The sequence below is a fragment of the Marinobacter sp. 1_MG-2023 genome (assembly GCF_030549045.1).
In the GTDB taxonomy this organism is placed as follows: Bacteria; Pseudomonadota; Gammaproteobacteria; order Pseudomonadales; family Oleiphilaceae; genus Marinobacter.
Genome location: NZ_JAUOST010000003.1, coordinates 80,093 through 105,071 on the forward strand (window position 1 = coordinate 80,093; position 24,979 = coordinate 105,071).

23 protein-coding genes are annotated in these 24,979 nt (G+C 54.8%); 13 read left to right on the forward strand and 10 right to left on the reverse strand.

All coding sequences use genetic code 11. The annotated features are described in order from the left end of the window. Position 1: 1 nt before the first annotated feature. The gene (gene hemW / locus Q4606_RS09810; RefSeq protein WP_303607405.1) at positions 2-1,150 is read left to right on the forward strand and encodes a radical SAM family heme chaperone HemW; all 1,149 of its coding nucleotides are present in this window, start codon (positions 2-4) and stop codon (positions 1,148-1,150) included. Further along, a complete protein-coding gene (locus Q4606_RS09815) occupies positions 1,150-1,683 on the forward strand; it encodes a hypothetical protein (protein ID WP_303607406.1) in 534 nt (177 codons plus the stop codon). The genes hemW and Q4606_RS09815 overlap by 1 nt, the downstream gene beginning before the upstream one ends. 66 nt (positions 1,684-1,749) lie before the next feature. On the opposite strand, the gene trmB is transcribed toward Q4606_RS09815, so the two are convergent. The 3 genes from trmB to Q4606_RS09830 form a co-directional block, all read right to left on the reverse strand. Continuing rightward, entirely contained in the window at positions 1,750-2,382 is a 633-nt protein-coding gene (gene trmB, locus Q4606_RS09820; RefSeq protein ID WP_303597176.1) for a tRNA (guanosine(46)-N7)-methyltransferase TrmB, read from the reverse strand. Positions 2,383-2,564: 182 nt separating this feature from the next. Beyond that, on the reverse strand, positions 2,565-4,091 hold the full coding sequence (locus tag Q4606_RS09825) for a YifB family Mg chelatase-like AAA ATPase (protein ID WP_303607407.1): 1,527 nt from the start codon (positions 4,089-4,091) through the stop codon (positions 2,565-2,567). 82 nt (positions 4,092-4,173) lie between these two features. After that, on the reverse strand, positions 4,174-4,428 hold the full coding sequence (locus tag Q4606_RS09830; protein WP_303597155.1) for an accessory factor UbiK family protein: 255 nt from the start codon (positions 4,426-4,428) through the stop codon (positions 4,174-4,176). A gap of 389 nt (positions 4,429-4,817) precedes the next feature. Between Q4606_RS09830 and glnK the strand changes: the two genes are divergently transcribed. From glnK to Q4606_RS09855, 5 genes are all read left to right on the forward strand, one after another. Further along, entirely contained in the window at positions 4,818-5,156 is a 339-nt protein-coding gene (glnK, locus tag Q4606_RS09835; RefSeq protein WP_071264623.1) for a P-II family nitrogen regulator, read from the forward strand. Between the two features lie 69 nt (positions 5,157-5,225). Beyond that, on the forward strand, positions 5,226-6,494 hold the full coding sequence (locus Q4606_RS09840; RefSeq protein ID WP_303597154.1) for an ammonium transporter: 1,269 nt from the start codon (positions 5,226-5,228) through the stop codon (positions 6,492-6,494). Positions 6,495-6,666: 172 nt separating this feature from the next. Then, a complete protein-coding gene (locus Q4606_RS09845; RefSeq protein ID WP_303607408.1) occupies positions 6,667-7,533 on the forward strand; it encodes a DUF4123 domain-containing protein in 867 nt (288 codons plus the stop codon). Next, positions 7,533-9,380, forward strand: coding sequence for an alpha/beta hydrolase (locus Q4606_RS09850; RefSeq protein ID WP_303607409.1), 1,848 nt, complete (start codon positions 7,533-7,535; stop codon positions 9,378-9,380). Before Q4606_RS09845 ends, Q4606_RS09850 begins: the two co-directional genes overlap by 1 nt. Next, positions 9,367-10,566, forward strand: a complete 1,200-nt coding sequence (locus Q4606_RS09855; protein WP_303607410.1) for a WD40 repeat domain-containing protein — start codon at positions 9,367-9,369, stop codon at positions 10,564-10,566. The genes Q4606_RS09850 and Q4606_RS09855 overlap by 14 nt, the downstream gene beginning before the upstream one ends. A gap of 107 nt (positions 10,567-10,673) precedes the next feature. Here Q4606_RS09855 and Q4606_RS09860 read toward each other — a convergent pair whose 3' ends face one another. Further along, positions 10,674-11,225, reverse strand: coding sequence for a DUF6231 family protein (locus tag Q4606_RS09860; RefSeq protein WP_303607411.1), 552 nt, complete (start codon positions 11,223-11,225; stop codon positions 10,674-10,676). A 41-nt stretch (positions 11,226-11,266) separates the two neighbouring features. After that, positions 11,267-12,148: a polyamine aminopropyltransferase gene (gene speE, locus Q4606_RS09865; protein WP_303607412.1), complete on the reverse strand. Its 882-nt coding sequence runs from the start codon at positions 12,146-12,148 to the stop codon at positions 11,267-11,269. Positions 12,149-12,362: 214 nt separating this feature from the next. Here speE and speA point away from each other — a divergent pair, with 214 nt between their 5' ends. The 3 genes from speA (at position 12,363) to Q4606_RS09880 (ending at position 15,677) form a co-directional block, all read left to right on the forward strand. Further along, on the forward strand, positions 12,363-14,273 hold the full coding sequence (gene speA, locus Q4606_RS09870) for a biosynthetic arginine decarboxylase (protein ID WP_303607413.1): 1,911 nt from the start codon (positions 12,363-12,365) through the stop codon (positions 14,271-14,273). Between the two features lie 169 nt (positions 14,274-14,442). Further along, the gene (locus Q4606_RS09875) at positions 14,443-15,042 is read left to right on the forward strand and encodes a sigma-70 family RNA polymerase sigma factor (protein ID WP_303597147.1); all 600 of its coding nucleotides are present in this window, start codon (positions 14,443-14,445) and stop codon (positions 15,040-15,042) included. Continuing rightward, entirely contained in the window at positions 15,039-15,677 is a 639-nt protein-coding gene (locus tag Q4606_RS09880; RefSeq protein ID WP_303597146.1) for a ChrR family anti-sigma-E factor, read from the forward strand. Before Q4606_RS09875 ends, Q4606_RS09880 begins: the two co-directional genes overlap by 4 nt. A 23-nt stretch (positions 15,678-15,700) precedes the next feature. Here the strand turns inward: Q4606_RS09880 and Q4606_RS09885 are convergent, their stop codons facing one another. Further along, complete coding sequence (locus Q4606_RS09885; RefSeq protein ID WP_303607414.1) at positions 15,701-16,444, reverse strand: SDR family NAD(P)-dependent oxidoreductase; 744 nt, start codon at positions 16,442-16,444, stop codon at positions 15,701-15,703. Positions 16,445-16,589: 145 nt separating this feature from the next. Between Q4606_RS09885 and Q4606_RS09890 the strand changes: the two genes are divergently transcribed. The 3 genes from Q4606_RS09890 (at position 16,590) to Q4606_RS09900 (ending at position 21,243) form a co-directional block, all read left to right on the forward strand. Continuing rightward, positions 16,590-18,365, forward strand: a complete 1,776-nt coding sequence (locus tag Q4606_RS09890) for an acyl-CoA dehydrogenase C-terminal domain-containing protein (protein ID WP_303607415.1) — start codon at positions 16,590-16,592, stop codon at positions 18,363-18,365. A gap of 187 nt (positions 18,366-18,552) precedes the next feature. Beyond that, positions 18,553-19,344 (forward strand): tRNA cyclic N6-threonylcarbamoyladenosine(37) synthase TcdA, encoded by a 792-nt coding sequence (gene tcdA, locus Q4606_RS09895; RefSeq protein ID WP_303597143.1) that lies wholly within the window; start codon positions 18,553-18,555, stop codon positions 19,342-19,344. A 21-nt stretch (positions 19,345-19,365) separates the two neighbouring features. Further along, the gene (locus tag Q4606_RS09900) at positions 19,366-21,243 is read left to right on the forward strand and encodes a sodium:proton antiporter (RefSeq protein ID WP_303607416.1); all 1,878 of its coding nucleotides are present in this window, start codon (positions 19,366-19,368) and stop codon (positions 21,241-21,243) included. Positions 21,244-21,247: 4 nt separating this feature from the next. On the opposite strand, the gene Q4606_RS09905 is transcribed toward Q4606_RS09900, so the two are convergent. The 4 genes from Q4606_RS09905 to Q4606_RS09920 form a co-directional block, all read right to left on the reverse strand. After that, positions 21,248-22,231: an NADP-dependent oxidoreductase gene (locus tag Q4606_RS09905; RefSeq protein WP_303597141.1), complete on the reverse strand. Its 984-nt coding sequence runs from the start codon at positions 22,229-22,231 to the stop codon at positions 21,248-21,250. Positions 22,232-22,332: 101 nt separating this feature from the next. Beyond that, positions 22,333-22,794: a thioesterase family protein gene (locus tag Q4606_RS09910; protein ID WP_303597140.1), complete on the reverse strand. Its 462-nt coding sequence runs from the start codon at positions 22,792-22,794 to the stop codon at positions 22,333-22,335. Continuing rightward, positions 22,794-23,876, reverse strand: coding sequence for an SMP-30/gluconolactonase/LRE family protein (locus Q4606_RS09915; RefSeq protein WP_303607417.1), 1,083 nt, complete (start codon positions 23,874-23,876; stop codon positions 22,794-22,796). Before Q4606_RS09915 ends, Q4606_RS09910 begins: the two co-directional genes overlap by 1 nt. A 37-nt stretch (positions 23,877-23,913) precedes the next feature. Further along, positions 23,914-24,717, reverse strand: coding sequence for an alpha/beta fold hydrolase (locus Q4606_RS09920; RefSeq protein ID WP_303607418.1), 804 nt, complete (start codon positions 24,715-24,717; stop codon positions 23,914-23,916). Positions 24,718-24,979 lie beyond the last annotated feature (262 nt).

Sequence of the window (24,979 nt, forward strand, 5' to 3'; positions counted from 1 at the left end):
GGTGACCTCAATCGTCCCGGCATCGGTCATTCCCCCTCTGAGTCTGTACATTCATGTGCCCTGGTGCGTGCGCAAATGTCCGTACTGTGACTTTAATTCTCATGCCATCCAGAGCGATCTCCCCGAATCCGCCTATCTGACTGCCCTGCTTGAAGACCTGGACCAGGATCTTGCATTTTCATCTGGCAGACCTATTGAAACCGTTTTTATTGGCGGAGGAACGCCTTCGCTGATGAGCGGCGGCTTCTACAGCAAGCTGTTCAAGGGCCTCTCCGAGCGCCTCACTTTCGCAAAGGATGCAGAGATTACGCTTGAGGCCAACCCAGGCACACTGGAGGAGGGCCGTTTCGAAGCCTTCCGGGAAGCCGGCATCAACCGTCTGTCTATTGGCGTGCAAAGTTTCAACCCGGCTCATTTGAAATCACTGGGGCGCATCCATGACAGCGCAGCGGCGCACCGGGCGATCGACACGGCGAGAAAAGCGGGCTTTGATAATTTCAATCTGGACCTGATGCACGGCTTGCCCAACCAGACGCCTGATGAAGCTCTTGAAGATCTCAGATCTGCCATGAGCCATGAACCACCGCACCTGTCCTGGTACCAACTGACGTTGGAGCCCAACACCGAGTTTTATAGCCGTCCACCGCATCTGCCGGATGACGACCTGCTCTGTGAGATCGCCGATCAGGGCGGGGAGTATTTGCGTCAGCAAGGCTTCAACGACTATGAAATATCCGCGTGGTGCCGGGCAGGCAAGGCCTCACGGCACAACCTGAACTACTGGTCGTTCGGTGACTATATGGCACTGGGTGCGGGCGGCCACGGTAAAATCAGCCTGCCAGATCGCACGATCAGGCGTTACTGGAAAACACGGCAACCAGATGCCTACCTGAACCGGATCGGCAGCCGCACCTCCGGAAGCGCAGAAATCGATGCAGAGGAACTTCCTCTCGAGTTTCTGATGAACGCCCTGCGCCTTCGGAAAGGAGTGGATGAAAGCCTATTTTTCGAACGGACGGGTTTACCCCTGACATCCATTGGGGTACAACTTCAGAAACTGCGTGACGATAAACTGCTGTTCACAGATCGACTTCAGGCAACAGCCCTGGGACAAAGGTATCTGAACAGTCTTTTGGAGCGTTTTCTGTAATGGACACAGAAAAGGAATTACCTGCTTTAACTAAAGGCCTGAAAGCCTGCCTGGTTATGACTTTGCTTCTTCTGGTTGCTTTACTGGTGATCAACCAGCCCCTGAAAACAGGGTCGGCACATCAGGGCATTGTCAGCTATCAGTTAGCGGGGAGCGCCGAGCAGGCGCTGGCTATTGTGCGAAGCTGGGGCGACGAAGGCCTGCAATGGGCGAAACTTTCTCTGTGGCTGGATTTTCTGTTTATCCCTGTTTATTGCCTTACGCTTATATTGCTGACCCGGCACTGCACCCGGGACAGGCCCGGTGTTCGCGAACGCAACGCTGCGCGCTGGATTCGAACGCTCTTTATCGCCGCCGGCCTCGCCGATGCCACGGAGAACGTTTTGTTGCTGAATAATCTGGAGGCCCCCGCGGATGCCATCAGCGTGGCCGCTGCCATCAGCGCATTAGCCAAGTTTACCGCTCTGACGCTTGGCATCGCTGGGCTGGTGATCATTCGTGCAGCCCGGCGCCATCCACTGGAGCCGGGCTGAGTCAGGCGGAGAAAACAGCCACTCAAAGAGCGTCAGCCAAGACTTGACGGGGCTTCAGCCAAAATCTCAATTGGTGCGGTGGAACAATAGATCCCACACGCCATGGCCCAGATTTTCACCGCGCTTCTCGAATTTGGTAATCGGGCGATACTCTGGGCGCGGAGAAAATCCGCCCTGCTCCTGAGTATTGGCAAACCCTTCAGAATCACCCATAACCTCCATCATGTGCTCAGCGTAGTTCTCCCAATCTGTTGCAAGATGCAGGATACCGCCCACTCTCAATTTGTGACGGATACGCTGCACAAACTCAGGCTGCACTAGCCGGCGTTTGTGATGTTTCTTCTTGTGCCAGGGATCCGGGAAAAACACCATTACCTGATCCAGGCAGGCATCCGGCAGGCACAAATCAATCACATCGTTGGCGTCTATATTGTAAATACGGATGTTCTCAAGCCCGCGATCCTCAATTTCCTTGAGCAGTGCGCCTACGCCCGGCAGGTGAACTTCCACGCCGATGAAATCCTGCTCCGGTGCGGCTTCAGCCATTTCTGCCAGAGAACGCCCCATACCGAAACCGATTTCAAGATTGAGCATGGCATCCCGGCCAAACACCTGACGCGGATCAATCACGCCATCCTCACGGCTCAGGCCAAACTTTGGCCAACTGCGCTCATAGGCCTTTTTTTGGCCTTCTGTCATGCGCCCCTGACGCAGCACGAAACTGCGGACACCCCGGCGCGTCGTTATTGGCGAATCACCGGCTGCCTGTTTCGGGGCACTATCATCTTGCGGCTCTTTCTGATCAGTCATCTGCAATCCTTAACCGCTGGCTGCGGTTCTGCTTAACGGTATTTGCAAACAGTTTAACAGAGTAGGACCAGTCAGGCGGATACCACAGTGCCGTGACCGGCCTGGCGATCAAACTGACGGTAACCCAGGGCTTCCGCCAAGTGCGACTGCGAAACGACATCACACCCCTCGAGATCCGCCAATGTGCGCGCCACCCGAAGTATTCTGTGCAGCGCCCGGGCCGACAACCCAAGCTTTTCCATAGCAGCTGAAAGCAACATTTCGCCGGAACGCTCAAGGCTACAGGCGTGTTGCAAGTCACGCCCCGATAAGGTGGCATTAATACATCCGCGCAGCGACTGACGTTCTCTGGCAAGCACAACTCGCTCACGCACCACAGAGCTGGTTTCGCCGCCGCCACCGGTGTGCATAAGTATGTCGCCCCCCTGCACCGGCACCTCTACATGGAGGTCAAATCTATCCAGCAGGGGGCCTGAAATTTTCGACCGGTAACGCATCACCTGCTGTGGCGTGCACTGGCATTCAATGGTCGGGTGCCCGCTGTAGCCGCAGGGGCAAGGGTTCATCGCGCCAATGACCTGAAACCGCGCAGGGAAAGTAACCTGACGCGCGGCGCGGCTAATGGATATTTCTCCGGTTTCCATAGGCTCACGCAGCACTTCCAGAACCCTGCGGTCAAATTCTGGCAGCTCGTCAAGAAACAAGACTCCGCGATGTGCCAGGGAGATTTCTCCTGGCCTCGGGCTGCTTCCACCACCAACCAACGCCGCGGCTGAAGCGGTGTGATGGGGCGACCTGAACGGGGGCTGGCGCCAGCCTCCTGTTCGTAGCGGATGCCCGGCCACTGAGTGCACACTCGCAACTTCCATGGCATGTTCATTCTCCAGATCCGGAAGAATTCCAGGCAAACGACTCGCCAGCATACTTTTGCCCGTGCCTGGCGGGCCGAAAAACAACAAATTGTGGCCGCCCGCCGCAGCCACCTCAAGAGCCCTGCGAGGAACTTGTTGCCCCTGCACATCCACAAGATCCAGCGTACCTGGCACAGCCTCCGACTCAGGCATAGTACCGGGCACCGGAACCAGCCGGGCGCGACCACACAGATGCTCACAGACTGCCAGTAAATGGCCCGCCGCCAGTACATCATCCTGGCTCGCAAGAGCGGCTTCTTCGGCGTTAGCATTCGGTATAAGTAAACTCCGGCCCTCCTTGCGCGCGGCCAGCACTGCAGGCAACACACCCTTGAGTGGTCGGAGCGCACCATCAAGCGAAAGCTCTCCTAGGAATTCACAGGAAGATAAACTTTCTGTCGGAATCTGTCCGGAGGCAGCAAGAATGCCCAGTGCAATCGGCAAATCGAAACCACCACCCTCTTTGGGCAGGTCTGCAGGCGCAAGGTTGATGGTTATTCGGCGGGCGGGAAATTCAAAACCTGCATTAAGCAGGGCACTTCTTACACGCTCCCGGCTTTCGCGTACACCGGTTTCCGGCATGCCCACAATAGAGAGTGCCGGTAAGCCACCGGAAAGGTGCACCTCGACGGTCACCTCCGGTGCAGAAACGCCAATGGATGCGCGGGAATGAACGACAGCAAGCATAACAACCTTCCATGGTTTTCCAATATCTTATAGGGCCCTGGTTACCAGACCTATCCGGCTTCCTGCCGGAAACTACCAGGGTTTATTCTGCGCTCAGGGACTTTTCCAGCTCAGCAACCCTTTTCTCAAGAGCCTCGACCTTTTCGCGGGTTTTCATAAGGACCGCTTGCTGGCCATCAAACTCTTCCCGGGTTACCAGCTCCAGGCGAGACAAAACAGCCATGACTGTTGCACGAGCCTGGGTTTCAAAATCATCCCGGGCAGCACGAGCCATATCCGGGACAAACTGACCAAACTGCCCCTGTAATTGGGCGAAAATATCCTGGGGACCTTTCACGCTTCACCTCACTGATTTGAATAATGTCCGGTTTCGACCAAAAGAGCAGCGCCAAAGCCGTTTTGCAGGAGTGTATCACACCGCCAGCCCTGCCATAATGTGTGCGGTGAGCACTCTATTGGTCACGCCAGCCGTTAGCCCGCTCCAACCTGGGTCACGGGATCTCGTTACGCACCACATTGGTGCAGCAGCTGGTGCCCAAGCTGGTAGAAGATCACCGCATTAACACCATAGAACACTGATTTTAAATAATTTTTTTGCGTTGGCATACCCGGTGCTATAGCTCTCGTACGCATTCCGCACAAGTGACGTGCGAAGCGACAGCACCCCGAACTCAACAACCGGCCGTGGGGCTCTCACGTTGAGACGGTTTTACCAAGGAGAAAGCAATGAAACTTGTGACAGCGATCATTAAGCCTTTCAAACTGGATGATGTCCGTGAGGCACTATCCGAGATAGGCGTACAAGGCGTAACCGTCACTGAGGTCAAAGGCTTCGGGCGGCAGAAAGGTCATACAGAACTTTATCGTGGCGCGGAATACGTTGTGGATTTTCTGCCAAAGGTAAAAGTGGAAGTGGCCATTGGTGACAACCTGCTGGACCAGGTTATTGAGTCCATCACCAAAGCCGCCAATACCGGGAAAATCGGTGATGGCAAAATCTTTGTAACAGAACTGCAACAGGCTATCCGGATCCGGACTGGCGAAACAGGCGAAGAAGCGGTTTGATTCTGATCTGACCACGTAACTGCCAACGCAAAAAAACTAATTCGAAGTGCCTCGTGCGGAGGGCATCCTATGGAAAGCAATATTTTTCACCTGCAGTATGCAATAGATACCTTTTATTTCTTGGTGTGCGGCGCCCTGGTAATGTGGATGGCCGCCGGCTTTGCCATGCTCGAGTCAGGGCTTGTAAGGGCCAAGAACACAACTGAAATTCTCACCAAAAACGTCGCTCTATTCGCGGTCGCCTCCATCATGTATCTGGTGTGTGGTTACGCAATCATGTACGACGGTTCCCTGCTTCTGGCAGGCATAGAAAGCACAGACCCGGCTGCGGTTCTGGGCGACTATGCCGCTCGTGAAGATGGCTTTGAAGGTGGCTCCATCTATTCGGGTGCTGCTGACTTCTTCTTCCAGGTCGTGTTCGTGGCTACTGCCATGTCAATCGTATCCGGCGCGGTCGCTGAGCGCATGAAGCTCTGGGCATTCCTTGCCTTCGCTGTCGTAATGACCGGTGTAATCTACCCGCTGGAAGGCTCCTGGACCTGGGGCGGCAAGGACGTCTTTGGGCTCTACAACCTCGGCGATCTTGGTTTCAGCGACTTTGCCGGTTCAGGCATTGTTCACATGGCCGGTGCGGCTGCTGCACTTGCGGGCGTAATCTTGCTCGGAGCCCGTAAAGGCAAATATGGCCCCAATGGCGAAATCCGCGCCATCCCCGGTGCTAACCTGCCTCTGGCTGCATTGGGTACCTTTATCCTTTGGATGGGCTGGTTCGGCTTTAACGGCGGTTCGGTTCTGAAGCTGGGCGATATCGCCAGCGCCAACTCGGTTGCCATGGTGTTCCTAAATACCAACGCAGCCGCTGCCGGCGGTGCAATAGCGGCTCTGATAACCGGCCGTTTGCTCTTCGGCAAAGCGGATCTGACCATGCTCCTCAACGGTGCGATTGCAGGCCTGGTAGTTATCACCGCCGAGCCCTCTACGCCTAGCGCTTTGGTCGCAACCCTCTGGGGCGGTCTGGGCGGCATAGCCGTTGTATTCAGCATCATCTTCCTGGACAAGCTGCGTATCGATGATCCTGTAGGCGCCATTTCAGCTCACGGCGTATGTGGTTTTATCGGGCTGATGCTGGTTCCTATCACTAACAGTGGTGCTACTTTCAGCGGACAATTGATTGGCGCTGTAACCATCTTTGTCTGGGTGTTCCTTGCCAGCCTGCTGGTCTGGGGCATCATCAAAGCAGTGATGGGTGTACGTGTCACCGAAGAGGAAGAGTACGAGGGTGTGGACCTGTCCGAGTGCGGCATGGAAGCCTACCCGGAGTTTGTCAGCGGCAAATAATCGCCTTTGACGAAAAACAGAAAGGGGTGCCTGAAAAGGCGCCCCTTTTTTCATTTTCGAGAACTATGTAACTAAGTGGGAGAACCGCAAATCCCGACAGATGACAGTGTTTCAACGTTCGGCTACTATCACACTGCATTTACTGGTCATCTAAGGATAGATGAAGGCAGCCATGAAGGACTCCCCAGCCATGAGCCAGGAAGCTCAGACCCACACCTCGTTTAGTTATCACCCAGGCTCGATGGCCGAAGGCGCCAGTGGGTACCTGGTAGATCAGTCAAAGCATCCCGATGCTTTACGCCTGTTATTTGAACACGACTCCACACCGGTTTATGACCTGCCGTATATCCACTCGGAATACCGCGAACTAGCCTCCGATGGCCCTCTGGTTATCCAACCCGTATCGGCCCGCAGTAAAGAATGGCTTCATAAGTGGATGGCCGAGGGTAAAGCACTGGCACTGTTTGGCCAGGCGTTGACTCTGGAGGCAACCTGCGATCACTTTGTCTGTCTGAACACCGTGTTCAGCCCTGGGGGTGAAAGCCTTTTTCGTTACGCGGACCCAGCAACACTGGTCAGCCTTGCAACATCATTGTCACCCCACCAGCGTCTGCGGATTCTCGGCCCGCTAACTGCCATCCACGGTTGCCATGCGGGTGCCAACTGGTCGCTTTCGAAGGCCCAACCCAAAGCACTTCCGGATGAATTGTGGGATCGGAACCCTGCCCCTCTTGAATTGACGCAAGAGAATCTCGCATCCGCAGAGGCCTATCGGCGCGGTTTGCTCGCAAATGCCTTGGCCGAAAACAATGGATTGCAGAAACAGACCGTGTCTGGCTGGTTCCAGCAATTGGAAACGCTGGGGGCAACGAGTGAGCAAGGCTTGGTTGAAGGCGCCGGAATATTGATCATGCGGGGCTTCACCAGAACGCTAAACGACGGAGAGATATCGACCCTAAGCAAAACCAGGCAAGGAGCCTGCTGGTCAGACGTACTGGAAGCGCTTGCGACGCTACCGCAATCACAGGAAGGAACCTGATGACACCCACGAACAATCTGCCATTTTCACCCAGCACTGCGCCTCTCGGAGCCCACGGAACGCCAGTCTGCAAGCACGAAACCGCAAGTGTACTTTTGCGCCGCGTCGACAATCTCCTGCGACCAAGAGCATTGCTCAATGCAGGCAGTATCAAAGATGAAAGCGGAAAATTCGTAACCGCCGCACCACAAAACGGCTCAGAGCATACACCAGATAATGCCGAGGCCCGTTTCACCCAACTTGTCACAGGCAACGCTCGATGGCACTGGCCGGAGGAGCAAGAGGGGGAACATTTAATCGGGTTCGATACCCTAGGCAAACAGCTCCGTTTCCGCCCCGGCCAACTGCTCGGCGAAGGGGTAAAGCTGACCGTCATCCAGGGCGAGCTCAAGGCAACCGCAATACACCTGCCACCACCAGTGATCATTAACCTGCGCGAAGCGGCACCCGCATCTGAAGACTTGCTGACGGACGAACAACTGAAGTATTTCCGGGAAAACGGCAATAATGCGCTCATTTTTATGCACGGCTACAACGTCCCCCATGGTGAGTGGGGACGGCTTGGCTGGCATTCCAATAAAGCCACGGCCTGGCAAGACCCGCAAACGGTAAACGATGAATACCTGAATGGCGCTGGCGCCCATAACTGGGCGGTCCATATGGAATACCGGTTAAACCGCGCAGCGGGTTTCGACGGCGAGAACTGGATGCCCTATAGCCGCATCATCAACGTTTCCTGGCCGGGCAATACGGGCTCAACTGACTTCATGCAGGCGGAGCTTAACGCAATGACTGCGGGACGGCGCCTGGCTCCGCTATTGCTGCAATTGGCAGATGCAGGCATAGCCATAAACCTGATTTCTCATTCACTTGGGGCTCGGGTGGCGCTCACCGCCCTGAACATTATGGGTGCCATGGGTAAGCGAGACCTGGTTGACCACCTGTTTCTCTGGCAGCCGGCCGTCGCAGACAATGCGCTGACCAATGACAGTAACCGTGATGTACACCCCCTGGGGCTGGGAGTATTCCCCAATGCCCATAAGGCAGCACGGAAAATCGTTGTGCTGCACTCCCGTGGCGACGGCATTCTCGGGCCCGACAGCAGTGAAGATGATGACTGGTGGTGGCGGGTCATTTCACCCGTTTCCTGGGCCGCAGTTAAAGCATGGGATATCGCAACTGCAGACGACCCCATGGATGAAATACTCGGTAAATTACGGGGTGCTTATGACAAAAAATGGTGGACCTTCCCAAGCTTCCTCGACAACGGCTTCCGGCCAGCAATCGAAAAGCTTTACAAAGACTACTTACCGCTGACTTTCGAAGCGTGGATGACCGCTCACCCACAGCGCTCTCTGGCTCCCTACCTCCGCCTGAAACAGACAGTGAAAGAAAATTGGGTGAGGTTAGAAAAAGACATCCTTGCTGAAGCGACTGCCTTGTGGCAGCCCTGCATCGATTGTCTGCGCAACGGTGAGCGGCCACCTGACTACACCCTGCTAGCCCCCCTGAACCATCGAGCCGGTGTTAGTCCCCAGGTGGCCAGAGATTTTGTTTTGCGCTTGAAAAAACTTGCGGTGAATAACTGGTTTCCTGCGCAGCCTCCGCGGCCTGCGCTGGGGTATGTGGGATTTGAAGAGCTATTAGACAAGAGCGCAGCGGGATTTGATGCTTTTATTGCGCGCAATTACGATCAAGGTAAATTCACCCCCATTGATCAAACTGGTTGGTTATTCAGCCACTCAGGGATGCGGATTCCCAGTGAGGACGTATTCAACCGTTCTTATAAAGATGAAATTATTGAGCGTCTGAAAAATCAGGGGAGAAAGCAGTTTGGACGGTATTAAATCTCACTATCGCTGGGTCTTACCCATCGCAGCTATATTTATCACGCTTCTGGGCGCTAAAGCCGCAGGTCTTTTCGGTACGACCTATGGTCCAGTCATGTCAGCTGGCATCTCAGATGACGGGCGATACATTATCAGCTCCCACCGCAGCAGCCACTTAGTGCTTTGGGACATCAAAAAAGAGCGCTATAAAGCACTGGCCGACGACGCCAATATTTACAGTGCCTTTTTTATATCGGGCCAACATGCATTTCTTTGGCAAAACCATAGCAACGTCGTAACCGTTCAAACTGTCGACGGCGAAACATTGGAACAGTTCCAACATTTCCCCACCTACGGGCATGCAATGGATGCCAGCCTTGCTCATTACCTATCCGCCACTGAGTCTTGGAGCCTGTTCCACGGGCATGGTGATTCACTAAAACCGATTCTGCGAGACGGAGACAGCCCAAGCCTGACGGGAAGCGGCAAACTTCTGAACCTTAGCCTTTCAGGTAGTGACTTTTTTATCACTGCAGGCAAAGGGTTAGACTTTATTGATGAGCGGCCCATAAGCGATAACACACCAGCCATTCGCCCGACCAATAACCAGCTTTCGTCCTCCAACTTTTCCGGTGTGGTTCTCTGGAGCTATGAAACATTGAGCCCCGTTCATAAATTTTCTGGCAACTCATCCAAAACCCACGCAACGATTAGCCCAGACGGACAATGGGTGGTCAGTAGTGATGAAGCAGGCATAGGACTTTACTGGAACACCGACGCTCCCGACGAACGGCATCGACTGGCCAGATTTTACGGCGGCGTTTTTCAAGATAATCTTCCGGAAGGACTTCCCGACAGCGACTATTACGACAACAGCAAGCTAATCGATGCTCCACCGGGACTAAACGATTTCACCATCGCAGTAGCCTTCATCCACAACAGCGAATACTACCTCCGCTTCGGCAACAACAGCCACATCGCGGCCCTGTTCAAAACCGGCAGCCCCTGGCCTGTAAAATACTTTGATCTTGGCGAGTCACCCGAACTGGTCACCTACGGCAGCCAGTACGACCGCAACACCGCCATTGCCACCTCGCCGGAAGCGGGCATTCTGGCGATGGGGCACAAGGCCGGCGGTGGTATCAGTGTGTACCAGTTTGATCCGGACGAGCTGGCACTGGAGAGGGTCTGGGTGGTGGAATAGGTTTCTGAGTCAATCCGCTTGTGCCCTGAAATTCCTGGCCGAAACCTGAAACCCGCAGCAGCATACCGGGCTGCCTCAGCCTGGCAGTTGCTCCCCCGGATTATCGTTTACCAGCGTGCCTTGTCCCACATTTCCGGGTTAGCCCAGTACCGGGGGTTATTCCAGTCTCGTCGCCGGTTGTAACTATCGATGTTGTAGGTATACAGAGTACGCGCTGGAGTCCCCTCCAGGTACGCCTGGCGCTGGAAACCCAGGCCAAGAAAATCACTCAGTTGCCAGTCCGAAGCGTCGGTCATAATCACGGCTATCCGGTGCGTGCCAAAATTGCGTAACTGGCCGAGCAGCAGAGTGCCTTCTTCACGACTCAACTGCTCAAGAGCACCCTCAATCAGGGCCAGATCGTGGGTATGCGACGACGGCAGAGCCTTCCTGGACTCTGACAGCAATAGTTCGGTGTAGTGTTTGTCCGGGTACTGTTTATGCCAAGCACTCCCCAAACGCACCGGCAGTGTGCCACATACCAGCAGCGTATCCGGCTGGCAATTGTCCAGGGTTTGCGCAAGCGCCTGCTGGGGCGTCATACGAGATTCGTTTTGCTCTATCACTTTAGCCACTCCCATGAGGGTGCCGGCAGAGCCTACCCGTCCAGGCTGGAGCAACTGCCGCTCTCGCAGATCTGGATGGTCGGGTAGCCCCTAAATCAGCCTTCTGTAGGGCGCACTTCATCTTCCAGCGCATCGATCATAAACTGGGGCATAGCGAGTGCGCCGTGATGAATGCCAGCGTTGTAGTAACGGGTAACGAAGGGGCGGTTGTTTGCGTCGTCTTCACGAAAATACTTTATCGGATTCTCTTTGCTGGCCATGGTGCAGCTCCACCAGCCGGTGGGGTACACGGGCTGCGGAAACGGTAACGTTTGCACATGCTCGAAGCCGGCTTTGCGCATGTCGGTATGGATATCTTTAATGATGGTGTTGGTGTGTAACAAAGGGGATTCGCTCTGCTGCACAATAATGCCACCTTCACCCAGCGCCAGCATGGCATCGCGATAGAAGTCGAGAGCAAACAAGCCTTCTGCCGGGCCAACCGGATCGGTACTGTCAATAATGAGGATGTCGATGCTGCCGGGATCTACTTCCCGCATCCATTGTATGCCGTCGCCGAAGAAAAAGTTGGCTCGTGGGTCCTCATTGGATTCGCACAGCTCGGGGAAATACTCCTCTGACGTACGGGTCACTCGTTCGTCGATTTCAACCTGCCAGGCTTCTTCCACGGCAGGGTGCTTCAGAACTTCTTTCAGGGTTCCGCAGTCTCCACCGCCTACGATCACTACATTTTTTGGATTTTTGTGGGTAAACAAGGCCGGGTGAGTCATCATCTCATGATAGAGAAAGTTGTCCCGAGTGGTCAGCATCACACAACCATCCAGTACCATCAGGTTGCCGAACGTCTCTGTCTCGTAGATTTCCAGTTTCTGGAACGGCGTCTGCTCTTCGTGCAGCTTCTTTTTCACCTGCAGGGAAAATGCAGTCCCCTGATCCTGGAATACCTCAGTAAACCAGTTGTTGTTCAGCGTAGTCATAGCGTTCTCCTGCAAAACCTGGAATTTGGTCAAAGGGCGTATTGTAGAGGCGCGGATCGGCCAGCCAAAATATTTGTTGGTCATTGCTGTAATTCCGCACATCCGCAGGCGCGATCAACAAGGTGGGAGGCTTTCAGGGGCAGAAGCCAGGCCCTACAATAACAGCCATTCAGCCGGCCTGCCCGGCTCCGGTTTTCCCAGAAGGATAGCAGTCATGAGTAATTCCAGCGCTTCCCCGGCTCACAAGGTTTATAACATCGCCCACTGGAGCGATGGTTATATAGGTGTCAACGCGGAAGGCGAGGTTCTCATTCGGCCAAACCGTGGCAAGAGCGAGGCGGAAATCAATCTGCCGGAGCTGACCCGCTCTTTGATGAACTCAGGGCTGCAGCTACCCATACTTATCCGCTTTGCAGACATTCTTCACGACCGGGTGAACAAGCTGTGTAACGCGTTCAACAAAGTTTCTACAGAACATTGCTATACAGGACAGTACACCGCTGTTTACCCCATCAAGGTAAACCAGCAACGCCGAGTAGTTGAAGAGCTGACAGCCGCAGAACCCGCCGCGAGTAATGGGCAGATTGGTCTGGAGGCAGGCAGCAAGCCGGAACTGATGGCGGTATTGGCTCTGGCAAAACAGCCCGGCTCCGTCATCGTTTGCAATGGCTACAAGGACAGAGAATACATTCGCCTGGCGTTGATCGGTCAGAAGCTCGGTCACCGGGTGTTTATTGTGGTTGAGAAGCAGTCGGAACTTCCGCTTATTCTGGAAGAAGCCAAAAAGCTCGAGGTATCCCCGCTAATTGGTGTACGTGTTCGCCTGGCAACCATTGGCAAGGGTAACTGGCAGAACACCGGCGGTGAAAAATCCAAGTTCGGGTTATCCGCCAGCCAGGTTCTGGACGTGGTACATACACTCCGCGAAGCCGGCGAGCTGGAAACACTTCAGCTCCTGCATTTCCACCTGGGCTCGCAGATTGCCAATATCCGCGATATACAGACAGGACTGCGGGAATGCGCGCGCTTTTATAGCGAACTCCGACAGATGGGTGCACCGGTGAATACCGTTGATATCGGCGGCGGCCTGGGTGTTGATTACGAGGGCACTCGCTCACGCAGCGCCTGTTCCATGAATTACAGCATGCACGAGTATGCCTACAACGTGGTGCACGTATTACAGGCTGAATGTGATCGCCACGGGCTTCCCCATCCCGATCTGATCAGCGAATCCGGACGCGCGCTGACAGCACACCACTCAGTTCTGGTCACCAACGTGATTGATCACGAAGAGCCGGAAGACCTTTCCGTCACAGAGCCAGAACAGAATACTCCGGCGCCTCTGCAGGACCTCTGGCGAGATCTGGAAAGTCTGGAAGACCCTGAATCCCCGCGTTCACTCGCCGAAATTTATCACGACGTCCTGCATGCCATGTCGGATGTGCATGGCCAGTTCGCCCACGGCATGCTCTCACTGCAAGAGCGGGCAGACTCAGAAATACTCTATATTCGCTGCTGTCGGTTGCTGCAGAGCCAGTTGGACAAAAACAGCAGGGCCCATCGGGAAATCATTGATGAGTTGAACGAAAAACTGGCCGCAAAACTGTTCGTTAATTTCTCGCTATTTCAGTCTTTGCCCGATGTATGGGGCATAGACCAGATATTCCCGGTCATGCCGGTAAATGGCCTGAATCGGCCGCTCAGCCGACGCGCAGTAATTCAGGACATCACTTGTGATTCTGATGGCCGGATTGACCGCTACGTTGATGGCCAGGGCACGGAAACCACCCTGCCCTTACCTGAAGACGAACCAGGAGAGCCTTTATTGATGGGTTTCTTTATGACAGGCGCCTATCAGGAAATTCTGGGGGATATGCACAACCTCTTTGGCGACACTCACTCTGTGGATGTGCGCCTGAACGACGCGGGCGGCTTCGACACCAGTTCCCCCATTATTGGCGATACGGTTGCGAACGTGCTCAGGTACGTAAACTTTGAGCCGGACAACCTTCTGTCGGCGTATCGCAGCAAATTTTCCGCAAGCCAACTACCGGAAGATGTTCAGGTAGCCTTGATGCAAGAACTCGCCGCGGGGCTTGAAGGCTACACCTATCTGGAAGACTAAGCGTTTCCTGAAATCCTGGCCCCGAAAAGCCGTTTGAAAAATAACTTTTACAAAAAGCTGATCCGCACTCAGACCCGACGCGTAGTTATCAAGACTGACAAATCCAGGGCGAGTGCATAGAATGATAAGCAGAACGAATTTGAATCATGCGACTGTCGAGGAGCGTCCGGTGACCACACTGGATAAAAAACCAGCACACGGTGAGGGCCGAAAAGATCCCTGGAGCCAACTGTTGGTGAAAGTGGGGAAAAGCCAGGACCGCCAAGCCTACCATTCATTGTTCGAGCATTTCGCACCGCAGCTTAAGTACTACGCCATGGCAAACGGCATGGCCAGCCATGCTGAAGAGCTGGTGCAGGAAGTGTTTGTATCCATCTGGAGGAGAGCCAGCCTCTATGACTGGCACAAGGCTGCAGCATCAACCTGGATCTTTACCATCGCACGTAACCAGCGCATTGATATGCTACGCAAAATGCGTCGCACCAGTGCAGAGATGCAGGTTGAGACCGAAGATCTATGGCAGATACCGGGCGAGGATGAGAACGAGCCAATAACCTCACTGCACCGTCTGATGTCAGAGCGCCGCGTGAGAGACTCGCTCAAAAACCTGCCAGAAGAACAGATTACCGTGATCGCCAAGGTATACATGGAGCAGAAGTCCCATCAGATGGTAGCTGACGAGTTAAATATCCCCCTTGGGACGGTCAAAAGCCGTGTGCGCCTGGCGCTGAACAAGTTGAAAGTGATTTTGCAGGATCAGAACGTATGACACGGCATCACCCCGACAGTATTCAACTGATGGAATACAGCGCCGGCAATTTAAGCGAGCCTCATGCACTTTGCATTCGCTTGCACCTCAATGAGTGCGCTCTTTGCCGAAGCCGGGTCGATACTCTCGATAGCCTGGGTGCAGTGATGATGGAACAGCAGCCAAAAGTCAGTGTATCCGAGTCGATGTTTGACAGCATTCTGGCGAAGATCGACAGTGATCCGGCGCCCCAGCCGGTAATAGAGACTGCGCCCAGAATCAGCATTCTTCAGAAATTGCTGGGAGACGACATCAACAATCTGCCCTGGAAGCGTCAACTGGGTGATGTCAGCGTGCTGGATATTACTGAAAAATTTCCGGGCCAGAAGGAACAGGTTGTCCTCCAGAAACTGGTTTCCGGAGGCAAGGCTCCGGCCCATACCCATCGCGGCACCGAGACAACCATTGTGCTGCAAGGTGCTTTTGCCGACCAGAAAGGCGTTTTTAATCAGTGGGACTTTGTTGTTCTAACAGATCAGGACGAACACAAGCCAGTCGCTGTCGGGTGTGAAGACTGCATCACTCTTTCGGTGCTGAGCGCTCCGGTCAAATTGACTGGAACCTTTACCCGCATGCTGAACCCGTTCATACGCTGATTTTGTTGTCACAATGGCCGCATTCACCAGGGAAGCTCTGAACCATCCCAGCTCAGGAAGTGGCCATTATCCCCTGAAGTAATCCCCTCAATAACCTTCACCAGATTCCCGGCCGTTTCAGCGGCGCTGTGCACCTGTAGCTGCGCCAGAGACTGCCTGAAGGGCTCGCTGAGGGCTGAGTCAGTAGTTCCGGGGTGCAGTGACACACAGGCGACAGGCTTGCAGCGGCGCGGCAATTCCACAGAGAGCGTTCGCACCAGCATGTTTAACGCAGCTTTCGAGCTTCTATACGCATACCATCCCCCTAGACGGTTGTCTTCAATCGAGCCCACTTTGGCGGAAATGGCCAGAATCCGCTTCAGCTCACGGTGCCTTAGCCAAGGCAATAACGCCTGGACCAACATAGCAAAGCCGGTTGCGTTTACCGCGAAGGCCCGGGCCATGCTGTTCGCTTTCATATCCTCAAGCCGTTTTTCCGGGAACACGGGGCCGTCGTGAAGCAAACCTGCGGCGTATATGAATGTATCGATGCCCGTCGTCGCAGGAATCGTTTTTTCAAGAGCCCGGGCAACGTCACCCGGAGACTGATCATTCTCCGCATCCCACGCCAACACCGTTAAACGGCTATGACTGCGTAACGATTCAGATACCTTTTCTGGGTCGCGGGCCAAACCTACCACTATAGATTCCTCATCGCGCTCCAGCAGCGCCTCGGCTAAAGCCCCACCAATCGCGCCGGAGATGCCGGCCACTAAAATTCGCTTCATGATATTCCTCCACTCTGGTCTCAACCATATACGAACAACTTGCGCAGCAGACCGCATGACCGAGTGAACCACAAAATTTAAACAGTCGTATGAAATAGCTCTGATACCTCTTGATGGCTTGATAACCTCAGTAAGGAGAGTGCTCATGCAATACCAGGCCCCGGCAAATGATCTTCGTTTTCTGCTGTTCGATGTACTGGGTTTAGACCAGCTTCATGAGCTGGAAAAGTACGCCGATGCAACACCGGATCTTATCTCCGCAGTTATTGACGAAGCCGGTAAATTGGCCGCCGAAGTGATTCAGCCAACCAATCAGGCCGGCGACCGCGAAGGCTGCGACTACGACCCGAAGACCCACGAAGTTAAAACACCGGAAGGCTTCAAAGAGGCTTATAAAAAGTTTGTAGAAGGCGGCTGGACAGCGCTGGATGCACCCTTGGAGTTTGGCGGACAGGGCTTGCCTCACACTCTGAAGTTTGTGGTTGATGAGATGGTCTGCTCCACCAATCTGTCGCTGGGCATGTACCCGGGCCTGACCCATGGTGCAATCAGCGCGCTTTACGCCCACGGCTCCGATGAGCTGAAGCAGACCTATCTGGAAAAGCTGGTTTCCGGCGAATGGACAGGCACCATGTGCCTTACCGAACCCCAGTGCGGCACGGATCTGGGCCTGATTCGCACAAAAGCGACGCCAGACCAGGATGGCAGCTATGCCATTGAGGGCACCAAAATCTGGATTACCGGCGGCGAGCACGATCTTACCGATAACATCGTGCACCTGGTGTTGGCCAAGCTGCCTGGTGCGCCAGACACAACAAAAGGCATTTCCCTGTTTATTGTGCCCAAGTTTCTGCCGGAGTCCGGCGAACGCAACCCGGCATTCTGCGGTGGCCTGGAACACAAGATGGGCATCAAGGGCTCCGCGACCTGCGTGATGAATTTTGAAGGCGCCAAGGGCTGGCTGGTAGGTGAAGCCAACGATGGTATGCGTGCCATGTTCACCATGATGAACGAAGCCCGCCTGATGGTTGGCATGCAAGGCCTTGGCCTTGCCGAGATGGCGTACCAGGAAAGCCTCAACTTTGCGCGCGAGCGCTTGCAGAGCCGCTCGCTGAGCGGACCAAAGAATCCGGATGGCCCGGCTGATCCAATTATCGTGCACCCTGACGTGCGCCGTATGCTGATGCGCCAGAAAGTTCTGAATGAAGGCATGCGTGCACTTGCTCTGTTTACCGGTCATCAGCTGGACCTCTCGGTTGCCCACCCGGACGAATCTGTACGCGAGTCGGCCGATGATCTGGTGCAGTTGCTCACGCCTGTGGTCAAAGCTTTCCTGACCGACGAAGGCTCCAACAATGCGAACACTGGGTTACAGGTGCTTGGAGGCTCAGGCTTCACCACCGATTGGCCGCTGGAACAACTGGTTCGTGACGGCCGTATTGCGCGCATCTATGAGGGCACAAACGGCATTCAGGCGATGGATCTTGTCGGCCGTAAACTGAGTCTGAAAGGCGGGCAACTTGTACGCACCCTGTTTGGCGTGCTCTCGGGCTACCTTAAGGACAACCCGAAAGCTCCCCATCGCGAACAACTGAAAGGGGCTATGACTGCACTGGAAACTGCAACCATGTGGCTGGCAACAAACGCACCTAAAGATCCCGAGCAGGCCGGGGCTGCCGCCACGCCTTATCTTCGTCTGATGGCACTGACGGTTGTCGGTTATATGTGGTCTCGAATGGCTAACGTGGCCAGCCAGCAGCTTGCAGCCGGAGAAGGCAACAAGCCATTACTTGAGAGCAAACTCGTGTCTGCCCGCTTCTACTTTGAAAAGCTGCTTCCGGAAATCCACTGGTTGCTGAGCGACATCGAAAGTGGAAAAGACACTCTCATGGAGATGGGAGATGACCACTGGGCGGCCTGAGCCTATGTGAGTGACTGCACGTCCGGGCTCCTGACTTTTTGATTAAAAGCGACTGGCCCGGATTATTATATTGAAAGCCACGCACCGCGTGGCTTTTTTTCGGGTGTTTTCGGTCTGCTCCGGCACTGGGGTATAATCGCGGCCTTTGATTATCTCCGGCTAGCATCCGGATACAAACGGAGACCGCATGAACGCCGACGATTACGCTTTCCGCTTTGGCGGCATTGAACGGCTGTACGGACGCCGTGCCCTGCAGGCCTTCCGCGATGCCCATATCGCCGTTATCGGTTTGGGCGGAGTAGGCTCATGGGCAGCGGAGGCGCTGGCTCGCAGCGGTATTGGCACCATAACCCTGGTCGATATGGATGATATCTGTGTATCCAATACCAATCGCCAGCTGCACGCGCTGGAAGGTCAGTATGGACGCACCAAGACCGATGCCATGGCGGATCGGCTGAAAGCCATCAACCCACATGCGGATATCCGGATTCACTTTGGATTTCTTACCCTGAAAAACCTGACAGAGCTGATCACACCTGACATGACAGGTGTAGTTGATGCCATCGACAGCGTAAAACCAAAGGCTGCACTGATTGCCCATTGCCAGCGTGGAAAAATTCCGATCATATGCGCGGGCGGCGCCGGAGGCCAGACAGACCCCACCAAGATCCTGGTAGCGGATCTCAGCAAAACAACTCAGGACCCTCTACTGGCCAAGGTTCGTAACCTTCTTCGTCGAGAATACGGTTTCTCACGTAATCCCAAGCGACGCTTTGGCATTGAGGCCGTATACTCAACGGAACAGCTCACGTACCCGGCCGAGGATGGCGAAGTCTGTCTGCAAAAGCCTGCAACTGCCGGCCCCTCACGGCTGGACTGTGCGTCTGGCTTTGGTGCCGCTTGCCCGGTTACGGCCAGTTTTGGTCTGTTCGCAGCCTCAAGGCTGTTAAATCGTATTGCACGACGCACCAACCAATAACCAAACGGATACCCAACCTTTATGCCAGCCAGTACGGTAGTGATTCTTGCAAGCATCGGTATCCTCTCATTATCTTTTCAGTGGCTCGCCTGGCGCGTGCGGGTGCCCGCCATTCTGTTTCTGCTTGCCGGCGGGATTCTTGTAGGTCCGGTATTGGGCTTCCTTAACCCGGACGAGGTATTCGGGGATCTGCTGTTTCCGATGGTTTCACTCGCCGTTGCCATCATTCTGTTTGAAGGCAGCCTGACTCTGCGCTTTGATGAAATTCGCGGACACGGCAAAATGGCCCGTAATCTCATACCGGTTGGCTCCATTGTCACCGGCATTATCGGCACCCTGGCAGCACGCTGGGTTCTCGATATTTCCTGGGCCGTCGCCATGCTCTTTGGCGCTATCTCCATTGTTACCGGGCCTACGGTTATTGCACCGTTGCTGCGCTCAGTGCGCCCGACCGCCAAACTGGCGAACATTCTGCGCTGGGAAGGCATCATCATTGACCCGGTCGGCGCCTTACTGGCGGTTCTGGTGTTCGAGGGCATCGTTTCCTGGGGCCAGGGCAACGTGTTCGGTCACTCCCTGTATATTTTTGGCAAAACCCTGTTGATCGGCTTTGCCCTCGGGGCCTTGGCGGGTTATCTGAACGGCCTGGTGCTGCGCAAGCACCTTATGCCGCATTATCTGCACAACGCAGCCACGCTCACGTTCATGCTGGGCGTCTATGCATTCTCCAATGAAATGGCCCACGAGTCCGGCCTGCTCACGGTGACTGTGATGGGCATCTGGTTGGCCAACATGAAGCAGGTCTCCGTCGACAGCATTCTTGAATTCAAGGAATCCCTGAGCGTGCTGCTGATTTCGGCACTGTTTATCATTCTGGCTGCACGGGTAGAGTTCGCTGCCATTGCAGATCTGGGGTGGGGGCTGGCCGTGGTGCTGGCGGTGCTGATGCTTGTGGCCCGGCCGCTTAGCGTATTTCTATCAGCTATCGGCACCGGGCTGAACTGGCGGGAAAAACTGTTTCTAAGCTGGATTGCTCCGAGAGGTATTGTGGCTGCAGCCGTTTCTGCCCTGTTTGCGTTCCAGCTACAAAAGCTTGGCTACGAAAGCGCGGCAGCCCTTGTACCCATGGTATTCGTACTGATTATTGCCACCGTTACCCTGCAAAGCCTGACAGCCCGGCCTGTCGCCCGGTTGCTGAAAGTTACTGAGCCTGCAGAGTATGGATTTCTGATACTTGGCGCCAACCCGGTTGCCCGCATGATTGGCCAAGCACTGAAAAAACATGAGGTTCCGGTCGCCCTGGCAGATACCAACTGGGAGAACGTGCGTCAGGCACGCATGGATAATCTTAAGGTGTACTTTGGCAACCCGGTTTCCGAGCATGCATCAACCCACCTTGACCTTACGGGAATCGGGAACCTGCTGGTCATCTCCCCGTACAAGCATATGAATTCACTGGCGACTTACCACTTTCTGGACTGGTTTGGTGACACCAATGTGTTCAGCCTTTCAGAGGGTGATCAGGATCAGAAGGCGAGGCACCAGACCGCGGGGAAAATTCAGGTAACTCGTGGCCTGTTCAACGACGTGAGCTATGCCAAGCTTGCCAGTCTGGCGAGCCAGGGCTATTCAATAAAAACCACTCAGCTCAGTGAGGAATTCGAGTACAACGACTTTCTGGCACAATATCGGGGGCAGGCATTGGTGTTGTTTGTATTCGACAGTAAGAGCCGTATCAAGCCGGTGCGTAATATGGACGACTTGAAGCCAGGTGACGACTGGATACTGATCAGTCTGGTGCCTCCCCAGAACCACAAAGAACGCAAAGATAAGGGAAATGGGACAGAGCCTTCGGCCTTGAAGGTAGAGCCCTCAGCGGGCCCTGACCCAAGAAGCTGAAAACCTAGCGGCAGTCCAACACCAGCTTGCCACGCACATGCCCACCTTCGAGCAGTTCGTGGGCCTGTGCTACCTGGTCCAGCGCAAAGGCTTTCTCTATGTGCACCTTCACGTCGCCGTCTTCAATAAGCTCGGCAATTTCATCCAGGTGAAACACATCCGGACGCACGGTCATGCCATGTGCTCTTAACCCCAGCTCTTCGGCAGCGCTCACGATTTCATCTGCCGTAATCGTAGGGATAGTGACCAGCATGCCATTTTCACCAAGGGTACGCAGAGACCGCTTGCCGGTTTCGCCGCCCACCAGATCCAGCACCAGGTCCAGTCCGAAACACTCATCAGCGATATCGGTGGTGTGATAGTCAATAACTTCGTGAACACCAAGTTCTGAAAGAAAGTCCCGGTTGCCCGCTGAAGCAGTGGCAACAACATGTGCCCCTCTCGCCAACGCGAACTGCACGGCAAGATGCCCTACCCCACCGGCACCGGCGTGCACCAGAACTTTTTGCCCAGGCTCAAGCTTCGCCACTTCAAACAGTGCCTGCCACGCTGTAAGCGCTGCAAGCGGCAGAGCTCCGGCTGTTACCAGGTCCAGTTCTTCGGGCACGATAGCCAACTCATCAGCAGAGGCAATGGCATACTCAGAATAGCCCCCGCCATTCAACGGAAAGCCAATCATCCCCATAACCCGGTCTCCGGGTGCTAAAGTGGTCACGCCATCCCCAACGGTAACTACCTCCCCGGCCACGTCGTATCCGGGGACCCAAGGCAGCGAGCCTTCAATCTGCTGTGCCACAAACCCAAAACCTTTGCGGGTTTTCCAGTCGATGGGGTTAAGCCCGGCACCGTGAACACGAATCAATACCTGCTCCTCCTCCGGGGAAGGAATATCCGAGCTTACTACCTGCAGAACATCACGGTCGCCAAATTGGTGGTAAACCACCTTTTTCATGGCAGATTCAGTCTGCTGATCAATAGGTGTATCCATGGGTATCTCCGGAAAAGGGCGCCGATAGTAAAGGGTTGCGACGGGGTGCTTTGTATTCTTTCAGGTTACCAGAAGTTGCCGGCAATAGTGACCCGGCTAGGCTACAGACCTCGACCTCCGGCAACACAGGCTGCAGTCAGAATATCTGCAAACTCTTTCGGTGCACGGGAAGGCCGCTGGGTTTTCAGGTCCACACAGGCGTGGGTCGATACTGCCCGCACCAGGGTTCTGCCATCTTCGGGGCGTACCAGCTGGAACTGCCTCGCAGAGCGGAAGCGGCCATCAAAGCCGGTGAGCCAGGTTCCCATGATCAGCCGATCACCCGCATTGGCAGATGCCAGGTAGTCGATTTCAGTTCGGGTGATGGCCATGGCCTTGCCAGTTGTCTCATGCAGCTCCCATGTCATCCCCAGGCTCTCGACATGCGCCCAACTGATGTCTTCCAGCCAACGCACATAAACAACATTGTTGGCATGTCCTAGCCGGTCGGTGTCGTCCGCAACCACCTGAATCTCGAGAATGAAAGGGTCTGGTAGATCCCACTGCACTGGCTGCTCTGTCATCACTGCCCTCCAAGGCCTGGAATGGCCTGCAACGTTAACCGCCCTATACGGTCGTTGTGAAGTGAACCAAAATACAGATGGCCACCGTGGGGGTTCACCGACGTAATCTCCTGGAGGTGCTGACCCCGGGTGTCATGAAGGCTGGTGATAACTTTGCCATTGCGATCAAACGCAACAACCAATCCGTATTCCTGGGGTTTCGGTTGCAGGGCTTGCGGTAATTTCGCCACCAGCTCCTTGAGCCAGGGAAGCGGATGCAAGCTATCAATACTGGCATTCCGGAGTGTCGGAAACGCGACCCAGAACCTGCCATTTTCATCCACCGCCAGGTTGTCGGGGAAGCCCGGCAGATTATCCACAAATACCTCAGCCTGTCCGGCTTTCGGACCTTTAATCCAGTAACAATGGATTCGGTACTTCCAGGTTTCATTCACCAGCACATAGTCGTCGTCTGGCGCCACGGCAACGCCATTGGCAAAATGCAACTTGTTCAGCAAAACTTCGGTTTCACCGGTTTCCGGGGTGTATCGCAGCAGCCGACCGTGGGGCCTCATCTCAAGCAGGTCCAGTTGGTAATCCGGTTGCTGAAAACGAGAGCTGGCATCGGTGAAATAGATCCGGCCGTCCCCTGCGATATCAACGTCGTCGGTAAACCGGAACGGTATGCCCTCAGCCTCAGCGGCAAGCACGCTGATGTCGCCATCGGGCGTGATGGAAAGCAGACCCTTCCAGGCATCAGCGACAATCAGGTTGCCACTGCGGTCAAATACCAACCCAAGGGGACGGCCTCCTGTCGACAGCCAGTTTTCAACCCGGCCGTCCGGAAACACCCGCACAATGTAACCGTCCTGAGTGCCTGTGAAGACGACACCCTCGGCGCTAACGGCTGTATCTTCAGGCCCATAGACCTGCCCCAGCGCCAGCAACTTTGCCTCACCCAAATGTTCATTCGGCGCCAGCAAGTCGGTCATAGGCTCAGGAGCCGGCGGCTGCCATGCCAGAGCATCGACCGGCGACTTTGCAAGCAGCAAACCACCCAGCAAAACAAACACGACCAGCAGCCCGGCCATCAACCACTTCATACGCTTAACCTGCCCGTTATCCGTTTTATTTTCAGGGTCAGTCTGAATTATTCCCTTCCAGAAAGCGCCGGCACAGCGCTATAAACTCGTCGGTCTTCTCAGCGTGCAGCCAGTGCCCGGCCCCCTCAATTGTGCTTATCTGAGCCTGTGGAAACAGCCGATAGATTTCACTCCGGTGCTTCTCCTGAATATAGGCCGAATCGGCACCTTTCAGGAACAGAACAGGGCCGTTATATGGGCCATCGCCATCCGGCGCCTTGGCCAGGTTGGGGTAGCAGGTCTCAATCGCGTGCAGATTCAAACGCCACCTATAAACGGGCCCACCATTGACTTGTGCATCGTTCGGGATGCGTACAAGGTTCATAAGCAGAAACTGCCGTATAGCGGCCACATCTACAAACTTCGCCAGCTGAGTATCAGCATCTCTGCGTGAACGCACTTTCGTAAGATCAACCTGTTTGAGTCCATCGAGGATGGCATCATGACCCGGCTTGTACGACACAGGTGAAATGTCGGCGACAATCAGCTTTTCAACGCGCTCCGGGGCTTGTAACGCGACCTGCATGGCAACCTTTCCGCCCATCGAATGTCCCAACAGGCATGCCTTGTCGATACCCTGCTCATCCATATAGGCAATTACATCTTCTGCCATAGACGGATAATCCATGGTGTCAGTATGAGGGGAACTCCCATGGTTGCGCTCGTCCAGAGCGTGAACCTGCCACTCACCGTGCAGTTTCCGGGCAATACCACCGAGATTCTCGAGGGACCCGAACACCCCGTGCAAAAGGATCACGGGAGAGCCTTCTCCGGTAATTCTGTGGTTCAGTTTTACGCTCATGGGCAGGCAGTCTCCGTCAGGAATTGTATTGTTTGAGTGCCGATACAGTACCACTGCCAGTAACACGAGCAAATAAAGTGGGGGCGAGGGGCTTTTCTTGGGGTAAAAAAAGACCGGGCAAAGCCCGGTCTGAAGGTCATAGACGTTGTATCTGAATACTTAGCAGCAATACATATCGCGCAGATATTCAGCAAGTGCTACAACGTTTTCACGCTCACGCTCGGTGCTGGGTACAAAAATCCTGTGTTCCATAAAAGCCTCC

Coding starts and splice junctions, on each gene's coding strand:
- Q4606_RS09850 (WP_303607409.1), top strand. CDS start 7,533: ATGACACCCACGAACAATCTGCCATTTTCACCCAGCACTGCGCCTCTC.
- Q4606_RS09845 (WP_303607408.1), top strand. CDS start 6,667: ATGAAGGACTCCCCAGCCATGAGCCAGGAAGCTCAGACCCACACCTCG.
- Q4606_RS09825 (WP_303607407.1), bottom strand. CDS start 4,091: ATGCTTGCTGTCGTTCATTCCCGCGCATCCATTGGCGTTTCTGCACCG.
- speE (WP_303607412.1), bottom strand. CDS start 12,148: ATGACTACGCTGAACAACAACTGGTTTACTGAGGTATTCCAGGATCAG.
- Q4606_RS09900 (WP_303607416.1), top strand. CDS start 19,366: ATGCCAGCCAGTACGGTAGTGATTCTTGCAAGCATCGGTATCCTCTCA.
- Q4606_RS09885 (WP_303607414.1), bottom strand. CDS start 16,444: ATGAAGCGAATTTTAGTGGCCGGCATCTCCGGCGCGATTGGTGGGGCT.
- Q4606_RS09920 (WP_303607418.1), bottom strand. CDS start 24,717: ATGAGCGTAAAACTGAACCACAGAATTACCGGAGAAGGCTCTCCCGTG.
- Q4606_RS09815 (WP_303607406.1), top strand. CDS start 1,150: ATGGACACAGAAAAGGAATTACCTGCTTTAACTAAAGGCCTGAAAGCC.
- Q4606_RS09905 (WP_303597141.1), bottom strand. CDS start 22,231: ATGGATACACCTATTGATCAGCAGACTGAATCTGCCATGAAAAAGGTG.
- Q4606_RS09915 (WP_303607417.1), bottom strand. CDS start 23,876: ATGAAGTGGTTGATGGCCGGGCTGCTGGTCGTGTTTGTTTTGCTGGGT.
- Q4606_RS09880 (WP_303597146.1), top strand. CDS start 15,039: ATGACACGGCATCACCCCGACAGTATTCAACTGATGGAATACAGCGCC.
- trmB (WP_303597176.1), bottom strand. CDS start 2,382: ATGACAGAAGGCCAAAAAAAGGCCTATGAGCGCAGTTGGCCAAAGTTT.
- Q4606_RS09840 (WP_303597154.1), top strand. CDS start 5,226: ATGGAAAGCAATATTTTTCACCTGCAGTATGCAATAGATACCTTTTAT.
- tcdA (WP_303597143.1), top strand. CDS start 18,553: ATGAACGCCGACGATTACGCTTTCCGCTTTGGCGGCATTGAACGGCTG.
- glnK (WP_071264623.1), top strand. CDS start 4,818: ATGAAACTTGTGACAGCGATCATTAAGCCTTTCAAACTGGATGATGTC.
- Q4606_RS09890 (WP_303607415.1), top strand. CDS start 16,590: ATGCAATACCAGGCCCCGGCAAATGATCTTCGTTTTCTGCTGTTCGAT.
- speA (WP_303607413.1), top strand. CDS start 12,363: ATGAGTAATTCCAGCGCTTCCCCGGCTCACAAGGTTTATAACATCGCC.
- Q4606_RS09910 (WP_303597140.1), bottom strand. CDS start 22,794: ATGACAGAGCAGCCAGTGCAGTGGGATCTACCAGACCCTTTCATTCTC.